This window comes from Bradyrhizobium sp. YR681, from assembly GCF_000282615.1.
Classification (GTDB): domain Bacteria; phylum Pseudomonadota; class Alphaproteobacteria; order Rhizobiales; family Xanthobacteraceae; genus Bradyrhizobium.
Map to the genome: position 1 here is coordinate 1 of NZ_AKIY01000040.1, position 14001 is coordinate 14001.

12 protein-coding genes are annotated in these 14001 nt (G+C 64.2%); 7 read left to right on the forward strand and 5 right to left on the reverse strand.

Annotated features, from left to right (window positions below):
- A partial coding sequence (locus PMI42_RS06065; protein WP_008131584.1) for an FAD-dependent oxidoreductase occupies nt 1-1196 on the forward strand: 1196 nt, incomplete at its 5' end.
- A gap of 179 nt (nt 1197-1375) precedes the next feature.
- Nucleotides 1376-2143, forward strand: a complete 768-nt coding sequence (locus tag PMI42_RS06070) for an outer membrane protein (RefSeq protein ID WP_008131587.1) — start codon at nt 1376-1378, stop codon at nt 2141-2143.
- A 108-nt stretch (nt 2144-2251) separates the two neighbouring features.
- Here PMI42_RS06070 and PMI42_RS06075 read toward each other — a convergent pair whose 3' ends face one another.
- The 4 genes from PMI42_RS06075 to parE all read right to left on the reverse strand — a co-directional run bounded on the left by PMI42_RS06075 (nt 2252) and on the right by parE (nt 6823).
- A complete protein-coding gene (locus tag PMI42_RS06075; protein ID WP_008131589.1) occupies nt 2252-3022 on the reverse strand; it encodes an SDR family NAD(P)-dependent oxidoreductase in 771 nt (256 codons plus the stop codon).
- 21 nt (nt 3023-3043) lie between these two features.
- Nucleotides 3044-3229 (reverse strand): hypothetical protein, encoded by a 186-nt coding sequence (locus tag PMI42_RS06080; protein WP_008131590.1) that lies wholly within the window; start codon nt 3227-3229, stop codon nt 3044-3046.
- Nucleotides 3230-3587: 358 nt separating this feature from the next.
- Nucleotides 3588-4370 carry an outer membrane protein gene (locus tag PMI42_RS06085; protein WP_008131592.1) on the reverse strand — a complete coding sequence of 261 codons (783 nt, stop codon included), beginning with the start codon at nt 4368-4370 and terminating at the stop codon, nt 3588-3590.
- 407 nt (nt 4371-4777) lie between these two features.
- Entirely contained in the window at nt 4778-6823 is a 2046-nt protein-coding gene (gene parE, locus PMI42_RS06090; RefSeq protein WP_008131594.1) for a DNA topoisomerase IV subunit B, read from the reverse strand.
- 273 nt (nt 6824-7096) lie between these two features.
- Here parE and PMI42_RS06095 point away from each other — a divergent pair, with 273 nt between their 5' ends.
- The 4 genes from PMI42_RS06095 to argC all read left to right on the forward strand — a co-directional run bounded on the left by PMI42_RS06095 (nt 7097) and on the right by argC (nt 12341).
- The gene (locus PMI42_RS06095) at nt 7097-7627 is read left to right on the forward strand and encodes a DedA family protein (RefSeq protein ID WP_008131597.1); all 531 of its coding nucleotides are present in this window, start codon (nt 7097-7099) and stop codon (nt 7625-7627) included.
- Between the two features lie 166 nt (nt 7628-7793).
- Complete coding sequence (locus PMI42_RS06100) at nt 7794-10418, forward strand: DUF3857 domain-containing protein (protein ID WP_240535210.1); 2625 nt, start codon at nt 7794-7796, stop codon at nt 10416-10418.
- A gap of 274 nt (nt 10419-10692) precedes the next feature.
- Nucleotides 10693-11361: an FMN-binding negative transcriptional regulator gene (locus PMI42_RS06105; RefSeq protein ID WP_008131601.1), complete on the forward strand. Its 669-nt coding sequence runs from the start codon at nt 10693-10695 to the stop codon at nt 11359-11361.
- Entirely contained in the window at nt 11358-12341 is a 984-nt protein-coding gene (gene argC / locus PMI42_RS06110) for an N-acetyl-gamma-glutamyl-phosphate reductase (RefSeq protein WP_008131602.1), read from the forward strand. Before PMI42_RS06105 ends, argC begins: the two co-directional genes overlap by 4 nt.
- A gap of 127 nt (nt 12342-12468) precedes the next feature.
- Here argC and PMI42_RS06115 read toward each other — a convergent pair whose 3' ends face one another.
- Nucleotides 12469-13236, reverse strand: a complete 768-nt coding sequence (locus PMI42_RS06115; RefSeq protein ID WP_008131604.1) for an outer membrane protein — start codon at nt 13234-13236, stop codon at nt 12469-12471.
- A 175-nt stretch (nt 13237-13411) separates the two neighbouring features.
- On the opposite strand from PMI42_RS06115, the gene PMI42_RS06120 reads away from it, so the two are divergent.
- A complete protein-coding gene (locus PMI42_RS06120; protein ID WP_008131605.1) occupies nt 13412-13999 on the forward strand; it encodes a class I SAM-dependent methyltransferase in 588 nt (195 codons plus the stop codon).
- The last annotated feature ends 2 nt before the right edge of the window (nt 14000-14001 follow it).

Here is a 14001-nt window from a genome sequence, read left to right on the forward strand (position 1 = left end):
TCGGCGGCGGGCCCGCCGGCATGATGCTCGGCTATCTCCTGGGGCGCGCGGGCATCGATGTCGTGGTGCTGGAGAAGCATGCGGACTTCTTCCGCGATTTTCGCGGCGACACCGTTCACCCATCGACGCTCCAGGTGATGGACGAGCTCGGCCTGATCGATGGCTTCCTGAAGCTGCCGCATCAGCGCTTGCAGACCATGGACGGCCTGTTCGGCGGTACGCATGTCCGCATCGCCGACCTCCGCCGGCTCCGCACCAAGTACCCGTTCATCGCCTTCATGCCGCAATGGGACTTCCTGAATTTCCTGCGCGAGGCCGGCCAACGCTTTGGCTCGCTCAAGGTGATGATGAACACGGAGGCCGTCGACCTGGTCCGCCACGGCGAGACGATCGCCGGCGTGCGGGCGAAGACGCCCGACGGCCTCATCGACATCGAGGCCGATCTCACCATTGCCTGCGACGGACGGCATTCGACCGTGCGCGAGCGTGCGGGGCTCGCCGTCGAGGAGATCGGCGCGCCGATGGACGTGCTCTGGTTTCGCGTCGGCCGCAAGGCCGATGAGACCGAGAACCTGTTCGCGCGCATCGAGCCCGGCAAGATGATGGTCACCTTCGATCGGGGCGATTACTGGCAATGCGCCTATGTCATCGCCAAGGGGCAGCACGATGCGGTGAAGGCGAGGGGGCTCCAGGCGCTGCTCGATGACGTCGTGCGCATGGCGCCGGTGCTCGCAAGCGGCATTGCCGATGTGAAGAGCTTCGATGACGTCAAGCTGCTCACCGTCGCGATCAACCGCCTGCCGCGCTGGACGCGGCCGGGCCTGCTTTGCATCGGCGATGCCGCGCATGCGATGTCGCCAGTCGGCGGCGTCGGCGTCAATCTCGCCGTGCAGGATGCGGTCGCGACCGCGAACCTGCTCGCCGACAAGCTTCGGCACGGCTGTCCGTCCGAGAACGAGCTCGACGCCGTGCGCCGCCGGCGCGAGTTCCCGGTGAAGATGACGCAAGCCATGCAGGTGATCGTGCAGAACAACATCATCAGCGGCGCCTTGCAGGGCGGCGACCGGCCGCTGAAGGTGCCGCTGGTGGTGCGCCTCGTCACCGCACTGCCCTGGCTCCAGGGCATCCCGGCGCGCCTGCTCGCACTCGGCGTGCGGCCCGAGCACGTGCACTCGAAGGCCGCGCCGGAATCGTAGCGCAACGATTTGGTAGGGATAATGTCGCGTTAAATCGCGCGCCGCGCGTTGCGCGTGTGCAACAGCGCGGGCGGATTCACAGCGGCGAATCCGTCAATCCGGCGTCTTAACTTTCTTGATTCAAATTTGAGTAAGAACTGCGTGTGAGCGTGCACCCATCAAAGGACACGGGGTGTACCATGCGTAACAAATTGATTGCCGCCTTCGCCTGCACGACCGCTCTGGTCTCGACCGGTGCTGCCTCCGCCGCCGATCTCGGTGCGCGCTACACGAAGGCGCCCGCCTATGTCGAGCCGCTGTTCAATTGGACCGGTTTCTATGTTGGCGGCCATATCGGTGGCGCCTGGACCAACGAGCAGTTCATCAACAACGGGTTCGGCGCGCCGTTCGGCGATCTGGTGCCGGGCCAGGGCTATCGCCAGCGCGGCGCCGGCATCATGGGCGGTGCCCAGATCGGCTACAACTGGCAGGCCAACAACTACGTGTTCGGCATGGAAGGCACGATCTCCGGCCTCGACAACAAGGGCACCGTCGCGAACACCGTGTTCGGCGCCGGTGACGACATCTTCACCTGGCGCGCCAACGTGCTCGCGACCGTGGTCGGTCGTGCGGGCTTCGCCGTGCAGAACAATTTGTTCTACATCAAGGGCGGCTATGCCGGCGTGAACAACCGTCTCAACGTCAGCGACACCGTTGCTCCGGCAACGGGCTCGGGCGGTCAAACCCACTGGGCCAACGGCTGGACCGTCGGCGCCGGCTGGGAATACGGCATCACCCGCAACTGGATCGTCGGCCTCGAATACAATTACGCGGCCTTCGGCAGCCAGACCTATCAGCTCGGCGGCACCTCGGGTAACTACACCTTCGACGCCAAGCCGCGCGACATCCAGTGGGCCGTCGTGCGCGCGAGCTACAAGTTCGACGCGCCGGTCATCGCGCGCTACTGAGCAACTAGCGACCAATCAGCAAAAAAAGACCATCACTGCCAAATTCAAAAGCCCCGGCATCGCCGGGGCTTCTTTTTTGCGTGCAAGGTCTTTGCGGGCAGGACGGCGTCAGGCCATCACGGAGAACCCGCCGTCGACCGGAATCGCCGTCCCCGTGACGAAGTTCGAAGCGGGCGAGGCGAGGAACACCGCGATGCCGGCGAAGTCGTCGATGTCGCCCCAGCGTCCCGCTGGCGTGCGCGCCAGCACGCGCTCGTGCAATCCCGATACCTGTTTCCGCGCGCCGCGGGTGAGGTCGGTGTCGATCCAGCCGGGCAGGATGGCGTTGACCTGGATGTTGTCGGGCGCCCAGGCGTTGGCGCAGGCGCGCGTGTACTGCACGATGCCGCCCTTGCTCGCCGCATAGGCGGTGGCGAAGCTGGCGCCGAAGATCGACATCATCGAACCGATGTTGATGACCTTGCCGTTGCCGGACGCCTTCAGCGCGGGATAGGCGAGTTTCGAGCACAGGAAGGCGCTGGTGAGGTTGGTATTGATCACCGTATTCCACTCGTCGAGCTCGAGCTCGTGCGGCGGCTTGCGGATGCTCATGCCGGCGTTGTTGATGAGGATGTCGATCCGGCCGAGCTCCTTGACGACACGCTCGACCATCGCGGCAATGGCCGCCTTGTCGGTCACGTCGGTGGTGACGGCAATCGCCTTCACGCCGCGCGCTTTGAGGTCGGCGACGGCTGCAGCCGATTTGGCCTCGTTACGTCCGACCACGGCGATATCGGCGCCGGCGTCGGCGAGGCCGTGCGCGAGGCCGAGGCCAATGCCGCCATTGCCTCCCGTGACGATCGCGACCTTGCCGCGGAGATCGAACCGGTTCGATGTCATGCTTGTATTCCCTGGTTTCTTCTATTGGTTGCTCTGCCAGATCAGGACCAGTCCGAAGCCGGCCATGGCGGCGCCATAGCCGGCCCATTGCAGCTGGTTGACCATGAAGCTCGATCGCGGCCAGGGAACGGTGCCCGTGCCCTGTCCGATCCAGAGCAGCCCGACGGCGAGGACAAACAGGCCTGCGACAAGCAGAAATCTGCGCATGCATTCCTCCCCGTTGGTCTGCTTCTGTCGCGGCCCACGGCATGAACGATCGCCGCAGCCACGAAAACTTCCCGCCAGACTAGCCGTAGCTTCGGTGCGGTTACAATGGCCGCGAACGCCGGGGGAGGACGCCTGTCCATGCGCAAGGCAATCCTGGGCATCACCGCTGCGGTCCGCGCTGGTCGCGGCCTATGCCGTCATTCCGCGTCATGCGCAGCGAAGCCGTGTTACCGCGTGACTAGGCCTCACCATCGCAGGCGTACCGATCGCTGAAAGCAAGCGTCGGTCGCTAGAAGCCCCCCGCAACGAAAAAGCCCCGGACAATGCCGGGGCTTTGACGTCTGAAGGTAAGTTCAGCTCAGTACTTGGCGACGACCGGGCCGGTCCAGTTGAAGCGGTAGACCAGCGAAGTCGAGATCGTCTGGTTCCAGCTGTTGGCGCGGATGCTGTTACCGGTCGGCAGGTTGGTGCCGTCGATCAGCTCGTCCTGCGTCTTGGCGTTGTAGAAGGCCGAACGATATTCGGTCTTCATGAACCAGCCGGGCGAGGAGATGCCGAAGATGTTCAGGCTGTTCTCGACGCCGCCGCCGACGAACCAGCCGTTGCGGTTGTAGCTGCCGAGGTGAGCACCGGCCGGCGCGCCAGCCAAGGTCAGGAAGTTGGTCTGGCCGAAGTGCGCGCCAGAGTAACCGCCGTTGACATAGGAGAGAACGTTCGGAGCGACCAGCCAGCCGAGGCGAACACCAGCGGCCCAGGAGTCTTCCAGCTTCTGGCTGCCGGTGATGCCGAAGATCGGATCCTGGATCGTGGCGCGGATGCTGCCGAACTGACCGTCGGCGAACACGCCGGCAACCCAGGTGCCGTTGAACTGCCAGTCGTAGCCGAGACCGACGGTGCCGAACCAACCCGAACCGCCCTGACGCTGGGCGATCGTCAGCGGAACCGCGCCGACCGTGGTCTGGACGGACTGGTCAGCATTCGACAGGCCACCGCCGGCGCCGCCGAAGATGTAGAAGCCGGTCCAGTTGGCAACCGGAGCAGCCATCGGGGCCTTGACGTAGGGACGGGCAGCCAGGTCAGCTGCCGAGGCCGAACCGGTCATCGCGGCAACCGCGGTCAGTGCGAGAACAATCTTCTTCATTTTAAAATCCCCAACCTTGGTCTGTAGCAGGCGCGAGCGCACTGGAGTTCGTGTCAACTGATGCCCGAACTATAGACGGTTCTCGTCGAAATGCTGTTGCAGGGCAGGCACAGTTGGCGGAAAACGCCTGTCAGGCGGGTTCGGCGGCGACAAACCTTGATTCAAGGAAATCGGTATAATTTCAACAAGTTATGAGGGTGTCCGGGGACTTGGTCCGGGTAAGCTTTCGTTAGCAAATCCGGCTTTGTCCGAAACGGAGGCAATCCTGCCTCAGCCCTGGTGCCCGTGAGTCGCTGGCCGAGTCGCGGGATCGCCAAATACGAATCGCCAAAACGGGGTTGTACCGTCGCCCCCACACGAAAAAGCCCCGGACCTGAGCCGGGGCTTTTTGGCGGGAGATCGCAGTCTCAGACGTCCAGCAGCTCCTCGCTGGCAAACTCGGCCTTGTCCGTGATGAAGGCGAAGCGAGCCTCGGCCTTGGTGCCCATCAAGCGCTCCACCGAATCCGCGGTGGTGTCGCGGTCGTCGGGCAGCAGGACCACCTTGAGCAGCGTCCGCTTGCTCGGATCCATGGTGGTTTCCTTGAGCTGCGCGGGCATCATCTCGCCGAGGCCTTTGAAGCGGTTCACCTCGACCTTGGCGTTGGCGTTGAACGTGCTCTTGATCAGCTCTTCCTTGTGCTTGTCGTCGCGCGCGTAGACCGACTTGGTGCCGTGGGTGAGCTTGTAGAGCGGCGGCACCGCGAGGAAGAGGTGGCCCTCGTCGATCAGCCGCGGCATCTGCCGGTAGAAGAAGGTGATCAGGAGCGAAGCGATGTGGGCACCGTCGACGTCGGCGTCGGTCATGATGATGATGCGCTGATAGCGCAGATCCTCTTCGCGATAATGCAGGAGCTGGCCGCAGCCGATCGCCTGCACGAGGTCGGAGAGCTGGGCGTTCGCCGTCAGCTTGTCCTTGCCGGCGGAGGCGACGTTGAGGATCTTGCCGCGCAGCGGCAGCACCGCTTGCGTCTTGCGATCACGTGCCTGCTTGGCGCTGCCGCCGGCCGAGTCGCCCTCGACGATGAAGAGCTCGGAGCCATCGGTGCCGGCATCGGTGCAGTCGGCGAGCTTGCCGGGCAGGCGCAGCTTCTTGCCGGCGGTCTTGCGCGCGGTTTCCTTTTCCTGGCGGCGGCGCAGCCGCTCCTCGGCGCGGTCGATCACGAAGTCGAGCAGCCGGTTGGCCATGTTCGGATTGCCCGACAGCCAATGGTCGAACGGATCCTTCATCGCCTGCTCGACGATGCGCTGCGCCTCGGCGGTGGCGAGACGATCCTTGGTCTGGCCCTGGAATTCAGGCTCGCGCACGAACACCGAGAGCATCACGGCCGCGCCCACCATGACGTCTTCCGACGTGATCGAGGAGGCGCGCTTGCCCTGGCCGACGCGTTCGGCGTGATCCTTCAGGCCGCGCAGCAGCGCGCTGCGCAGGCCGGATTCGTGCGTACCACCGTCGGGCGTCGGCACGGTGTTGGTGTAGGACGACAGGAAACCATCGGCATCCGCTGTCCATGCCACGGCCCATTCGCAGGCGCCATGCGCACCGTTGCGGCCGGACTTGCCGGAGAAGATGTCCGGATGCACCAGCGTGTCGGCGTGGATGGCCGCGGCGAGGTAATCCTTGAGGCCGCCGGGGAAGTGGAACGTGGCTTCCGCCGGCACGTCCTCGACGCCCTTGAGCAGCTCGGGCGCGCAGTTCCAGCGGATTTCGACGCCGCCGAACAGATAGGCCTTCGAGCGCGTCATCTTGAACAGGCGCTGCGGCTTGAACGCGGCCTTGGCGCCGAAGATGTCGGTGTCGGGCTTGAAGCGCACGCGGGTGCCGCGGCGGTTGTTGACCTTGCCGAGATCCTCGAGCTTGCCCTTGGGGTGGCCGCGCTCGAACGTCATGCGGTAGAGCTTCTGGCTGCGCGCGACCTCGACCTCGAGCAGCGAGGAGAGGGCGTTCACCACGGAGATGCCGACGCCGTGCAGACCGCCCGAGGTCTCGTAGACCTTGGAGTCGAACTTGCCGCCCGAGTGGAGCGTGCACATGATGACTTCGAGCGCCGACTTCTTCGGGAACTTCGGATGCGGATCAATCGGGATGCCGCGGCCATTGTCGATCACGGTCAGGAAGCCGTCCGCACTCAGATCGACGCCGATGAAGGTCGCGTGTCCAGCCAGGGCCTCGTCCATCGAATTGTCGATCACTTCGGCGAAGAGGTGATGCAGCGCCTTCTCGTCGGTGCCGCCGATATACATGCCGGGCCGGCGCCGCACCGGTTCCAGGCCTTCGAGCACCTCGATGTCGGCCGCCGTGTAGTCGGCTTCGCCGCCGCTCCCGCGCGACGCCGCCTTGGCAGGCGCGCGGGACTTCGGCTCGTCACCGCCGAAAAAATCGTCTTTTGCTTTTGGTTTCAACTGTTTGGACATATATCTTGATGTGCTTTGAGGGCCGCGCAAGCGGCGAATCGGTTAGGCCGACTATGCCACTTCTGGCTTGGAAAGGTTACCGAAGGGCCGGCCGGGCCGCGTGGTTGGGAGCCAATCCCGGCGATTTTACGCCGCAGGCCCTCCAATTCCCGGCAATTTGACGCCCAGGTCCAGGCCAGGCCGGGTTTTGTGACTTGATGTCACACAAGTCCTTGGCTTACCAGTCGATTTCATCGAGCAGCACCTTGAGGCAGGCGGGAAGGCTATTTCGGAATGGAGCAATTTGCGCACGCCTTGGCCGATTTCGTGCGCGCTCACCAGGCCTGGGCAGCTCCGATCGTGTTCCTGCTCGCCTTCGGGGAGTCGCTGGCCTTCATCTCGCTGCTGATCCCCGCCTGGGGCGCGCTGGTCGCGATCGGCGCGCTGATCGGGGCGAGCGGCATCAGCTTCTATCCGGTCTGGATCGCCGGCGGCATCGGCGCTGCGCTCGGCGACTGGGTCTCCTACTGGTTCGGCTATCGCTACAAGGAGAAGGTTGCCCAGATGTGGCCGCTCTCGCGCTACCCGGAACTCCTGCCCAAGGGCGAGGCCTTCGTGCGCAGCTGGGGCGTGCCCAGCATCTTCATCGGCCGCTTCTTCGGCCCGTTGCGCGCCTCGGTGCCGCTGGCGGCCGGCATTTTCGAGATGCCTTATTGGCGCTTTCAGGCCGCCAATTTCATTTCCGCGCTGGTCTGGTCGGCGGCGCTGCTGCTGTTCGGCGACGTGATCGCGAAGATCATGGAATGGCTCTGGCGCGTGATTTGATGGCGCCTGGCCTGCGCCCCCCAACGGATTCAGGGGCGGAGAAGCTTAAAAATCGTTCTTTCCGAGAGTGCTGCTGGTAATTTTCGCCTGCTAGTTGAGCTGCGGAATTGGTTGGCAGAGCACTCAGTCGATGATCTTGCGAATTTATTCAGCCCTCTTGGCGGGGGTGCTGCTGCTGTCGCCGTGCATGAGATCGTATGCCGCGGACTCATCCGGTCCCGATGCGAAGCCCGGTTGGATCGATCCGGGTTGGCGACGAACGCTCGCGCGTCATACCGTCACGTTCGACGAGGCCGGGCTGAGCAATGAGGTCTTCGAGTTCGAGATCAAGGCACTCGACGAGAAGGGCGCCGAGGCCATCGCGCAGCAGCGGTTTCAGTACAACAGCTACTTTGAGGAATTGTCGTCGACGGAGCTTGCCACCCACAAGGCAGACGGCGGCGTCGTCGCGGTCGACGAAAGAGCCATTCGCGACCAACCGGCTTCGACGGATTCCTCTTCGCCCTATTTCGACGAGGTTCGCGATCGGATCATCGCATTTCCGCACGTTGCGGCCGGCGACAGCATCCGCGGACGCCTGGTGTACAAGGCGAAGCAGGCGAGATTTCCAGGGGAGTTTGCGCGCGTCTGGAGCCAGCGGGCAAGCCGACCGCCTGAATTGCTCGAAGTGATCGTGGACGGACCGGCCTCCAGGCCCCTGCGGATCGCGCTGCGCAATGCCGAGCACCAGGAGGAGAGGGTCAACGATCGCATCGTCCATCGCGTGCGGTTCCGGCTGGAGGTGCCCAGGCCCGGCCAGATCGACGATGAGGTCCTCTCATACGCCGCGCGTTTCGAAGCGAGCACATTTGCCGACTATGCCGCGTTCGCCGCGACCCTGAACGCCCGCAACGCACCCATGGCGCGACCGGACGAGAAGATCACGCGCTTGTCGCGGGAGATCACGGGCGATGCGAGCAGTTCACGAGCGAAGATCGAGCGCATCTACAATTGGGTCGCCCGCAACATCCGCTATGTCGGAATCGGACTGGAGGACGGCGGCTGGACGTCACAGCCGGCCTCGGCCGTGCTCGCCTCGCGCTACGGCGATTGCAAGGCGCATGCGACCCTGTTCAAGGCGCTGCTGGCTGCCCAGGGCATCGAGGCCAATCTGGTCGCGGTGAATGCGGAGGCCAGATACACCCTCACCGAAGTGGCGACGCCGAATTTCGACCACGCGATCGCATACGTCCCGGAGATCGACCAGTATCTCGATCCGACCGCCTCGCTGTTTGCCTTCGGGTCCCTGCCGCCGGAGCTCGCGGGCAAGCCGGTCCTCAACATCGACAAGGGCACGTTGGGGCGCATCCCCCTGATCGACACCGCACGATTTCGGCTGAGTGCGGAAACGGACTACGTCCTCGACAAGGACGGCAGACGCGAGGCACGGTCGATTCTGTCTGGCACCGGTATCGGTGCGCAACTGGGACGCGTGTTTGCACAGGGATTGGATGAAACGGACCGGCGCATGACCGCCAAAAGGCTGATCGAGCAGGCTGGGCTGACCGGCAGTGGCGATTACAGCTATCCAAATCCGCGCGAGCTGACCGACGATTTCGCGATTACGTCCACGTTTCAGATTACCAAACCGGTCGGTCTCGACCGACCGAACCGCGTCAGGATGCTGCCGTTGACCGATCCAAGGCGATCGCTGCTGCGGCTGGCCGTGCGCCAGTCCAATGGCCAGCCTTTCGCGTGCCGGCCGATGGAATACCGCGAGATCGCTTCACTGAAGATTCCCGATAACCTCTTCTTCTACGAGAAGCCCGCGCCCATCGATTATTCGCAGCCGTTCGAAGGCCGGACCGGCTTTGGATCCGTCCACGGCCGGATCGAGGTCCGCGGCACCATCGTCCTCAATGGCAAGACCATCCGCTCCGATGTGGTTCTACGCCTCATGTTCGACGCGCCGGTCTGTCCCGCGGAATTTGCCGCGATGATCGAGAAGGGTTTTGACAAGCTCGACGAGTTCAGGTTGTCACCGATCGGCCTGACACCCGAGGGGCCATTTTCGATCATCGAGGTGAGCGCCGATTACACCGAGGGCGCCAACGCATATCTTGCTCACGATTTCGAACGCGCGATGGAGCGGTTGAAGCCGCTGGCCGAAATCGGCAACGCCCGCGCCCAGGCCCATCTCGGGGCGATGTATCGGGACGGAAGCGGGACCAAGCGCGATGCCGGGGAGGCGGTCAGATGGTTTCGCCGGTCCGCCGAGCAGGGCGATGCCTATAGCCAGGAGCAGCTTGCCTACCTCCAGGAAACGGGTCCGGGGCAAGTTCGCGACGAGAAGCAGGCGGCCGATTGGTACGCCAAGGCGGCGGAGCAGGGAAAGGCCTATAGCCAGGCGCGCCTCGCTGCCATGTATCGCGACGGTCGTGGCGTTCCCCAGGACTTTGCCCAGGCCTTCGATCTGTTCTCGCGGGCGGCCGGGCAGGGCTCTACCTACGCCCAGATGAGCCTCGGTCTGTTGTACATCAAAGGCCAGGGCGTGCCGCAGGATCTTGCCAAGGGCATATCCATGCTCCGCATGGCCGCCGACCAGAACGACGGCTGGGCTCAATACAATCTGGGCTGGGCCTATGAGAGCGGCACCGGCGTCCCGAAAGATACCCAGCAGGCGATCAAGTGGTACAGCAAGGCGTCCGATCGGGGAAACGAGCAGGCAGGCGCCCGTCTATACGATCTGACCCGAAGCGGCGGTTCCTTTTGGGGCTCGCTCTTCAGCCGTCTCAGCCTCGCGCGTTGGTAGGACCGGCGCGATCGACTTGCAGAGGGGGCCGGGCGCCGGTCGTTCCGACAGTTCCAAACCTTGACGATCGGCCGATATGGCCTTATAGCCCCGCGCCATGATCAACGCCGCGACCATCCTGTTCGCCCGTCGCCGCCGCCGCTCTTCAGCGGTTTGGGCGGTCGATCGCGTTTGAGATCATCGTCTTTGCCGCTGGATCCGATCCGCGGCATTCTCTCTCCTGTCAGCGCGATCTGATCCGGCGGCCCCCAAGGAGGCCCAGCAGGAGACCACGATGTACACGCCACCCTTTTTCAAGCAGGACCGCGCCGCGAGCCTGAAATTCGCCGGGGAACGCGGCTTCGGCACCATGTGCGCCTTTGACGGCCACAAGCCGGTCGCATCCCCGCTGCCGTTCTATTTGACCTATACCGCCGACGGCACGCCGCAGGCTGCCTTTCATGTCGCCCGTCACAATCCGCTGCTAAAGCTTGCGGGTGGGACGGCGTCCTGGCTGCTCGCGGTCAACGGCCCCGATGCCTATGTATCGCCCGACTGGTACGTCTCGCCCGATCAGGTGCCGACCTGGCTCTACCAGTCGGTCCATCTGAGCGGGCCGGTGAAGCTGTTGTCGGACGGTGAGCTGGCGGTGCAGATCGACACGCTCAGCGACAAGTTCGAGAGCTGGCTGCTGCCGAAGAAGCCCTGGACGTCGGGCAAGATGACGGCGGGCAGGTTCGAGGCGCTGAAGAAGGGGATCGTGGGTCTGGTCATGAATGTTGAAGAGGTCGAAGGCAGCTTCAAGCTCAACCAGCACAAGTCGGACGCCGACTATACGGCGATCGCCAACGCGCTCGGTGCGCAACCCGCCGCCGACGCCAGGGCAATCGCCCAACTGATGCAGGACGTGAGGCCGGAGGCCTTCGCGAACGAAACCAACATGCTCGAAAGGAGCGCGCCATGAGCCTCACGGACACCACCAAAGCCCCGATCGCGAGCGCTGCCAAGAAGCCCGCCACCGTCTTCGTCGATGGCGGCTCCGGCACCACCGGGCTCGGCATCAACGAGCGGCTGAAGCTCCAGAACGACGTTGTCGTCAAGACGATCGCCGACGACAAGCGCAAGGACCCCGCAGCCAAGAAGGCATTGATGGAGGAGGTGGATCTCGTCATCCTCTGCCTTCCCGACGATGCCGCCAAGGAGACCGTCGCGCTGGTCGACAGCATGGGGGCTGCGGGACCGAAGGTGCTGGACGCTTCCACTGCCTATCGGGTCGCGCCCGACTGGGCCTATGGCTTTGCGGAGATGACGCCGGACCAGGCCGGCAAGATCAAGGCCGCGAAAAAGGTCTCCAATCCCGGCTGCTATCCGACCGGCGGCATCGCGCTGCTGCGGCCGATCGTCGACGCCGGGCTGTTGCCTCCTGACTATCCCGTCACCGTCAACGCGGTGAGCGGCTATTCCGGTGGTGGCAAGTCGATGATCGCGAGCTTCGAGGACGGCAGCGCGCCGTCCTTCGAGCTCTACGGCCTCGGCTTCGAGCACAAGCATCTGCCGGAGCTGCAGCTCTATTCGAACCTGACCCGGCGGCCGATCTTCATTCCCTCGGTCGGCAACTACCGGCAAGGCATGCTGGTCTCGGTGCCGCTCCAGCTCGACACGCTGCCGGGCAAACCCAGCGGCGCCGATCTCCAGGCCGCGCTGGCCAAGCGCTACACAGGCTCGAAATACGTCTCGGTGATGCCGCTTCAGAACGAAGCGTCCAAGGGCGGCCGGATCGAGCCGGAAGCGCTGAACGAGACCAACATGCTCGAGCTCTACGTCTTCGCCAGCGACAAATATCACCAGGCCGTGCTGGTCGCCCGGCTCGACAATCTCGGCAAGGGCGCCTCGGGCGCAGCCGTGCAGAACATGCGGCTGATGCTGGGCTTGGCGGACGCGTAAGGCTGTGCCCCGGACGCAGCGCGGCGCCACTTGGCGGTGCGCTGCAGAGCCGGGGCCCATTCTTCTTGCTTGGTTCGTTGGCTCTCCAGGTCCCGGCTCGCGCTTCGCGCGTCCGGGACACGAGACCTCAGTACTTCGCGATCACAGGACCGCCGAAGCGGTAGTTGATCCTCGCCGTGATCAGATCGACGTCCTGCTTGATGCTGTCGGTGCGCGAGAACGTGCCGACCGGTGCCAGCGCGCCGTTGGCGGTGAGCGTGACGTCGTGCCGGCCCATGAAGAGATGGTCGTATTCGATGCCGACCGACCAGTTCGGGGCGAAGCCGTATTCGAGGCCGACGCCGACCGCAGCACCCCAGCGGGTGTCGTTGGCGCCGTCGAACTCGGCCCCGGCCAGACCGCCTGTGCCGATGCCGCGGTAGCGGTTGCTGGTGACGGCAGCGCCGCCCTTCACATAGAGCAGCGCGTTATTCCAGGCGTAGCCGACCTGGCCGGTGATCAGGCCGAAGGCATCGACGCGGGTGCGGTTCGCGACGCCGGCCACGGTGCTCGCATTCTGTCCCGAGAGATCGGCCCAGTTGCCCTGACCTTCAAGGCCGAACACGAAGGCGCTGCTCTGCCAGCGATAGCCGATCTGGCCGCCGGCGACGGCACCGGTCGCATCGTGGCAGCCTTCGGCAACGCCCGGCGCGAAGCCGACCGTCTGGTTCCAGCAATTGCGCGAGGAGCCGTAGCCGCCGTTGGCGCCGATATAGAAGCCGCTCCAGTCGTAAATCGCGGCGATCATCGGCGGCGCTTTGGTGTAGGGACGAGCGGCGAGATCAGCGGCGTTGGCCTGGGACGCGACAGCTGCCAGCGAGAGCGCGCCGAGCGCGGATGCGATCTTCCAATTCATGTTTCCCTCGAATCAATCAAATGCGATGCGGAAATAATACTTTTGACCGGAGCACTGGTTGCCTGCGCTGCCCGGCTGGGTGATCGTTTCCGGCGCACTGTCATCTTTGGGCAACACTCGCGGTTGATGTCTGCGCGCACAGTGGGCAGACTGACCTAGAGCTTCGAGTGATGTCATGGACGAGCCCACGCTGAACTTCTACCGGCAGAACGCCGACGCCTATGCCGACTGGAAGAAGTCGCCCTCGACCCGGCTGAAGAGTTTTCTCGAACTGCTGCCGTCAGGCGGCGCAATTCTCGAACTCGGCTGCGGCGCCGGCAATCATTCCGCGGTGATGCTGGCCGAAGGCTTTTCGGTGCGTGCGACCGACGGCTCGCCGGAAATGGCCGAGATCGCCTCACGCCGGCTTGGTCACCCCGTCGAGGCGATGCGGTTCGATCAGCTGGATGCACAGGAGGCCTATGACGGCGTCTGGGCAAGCGCCTGTCTGCTGCATGTGCCGCGTGACGAACTCGCCGGCATTCTGGCGCGGATTCATCGCGCCCTCAAACCGTCAGGCGTGTTCTATGCGAGCTACAAGATGGGCGAGAACGATGGCAGGGATAGCCTCGGGCGCTATTACAGCTACGTCTCGCCCGAATGGCTTGGAGCGACCTACGCCAGCGCGGGTCCGTGGATCACGCTCTCATCAGACACCAACGTGATCCAGAGCTTCGACGAGACGCCAGCCGACATGCTGAATCTCGTCGTTCGCAAAGCCTGATC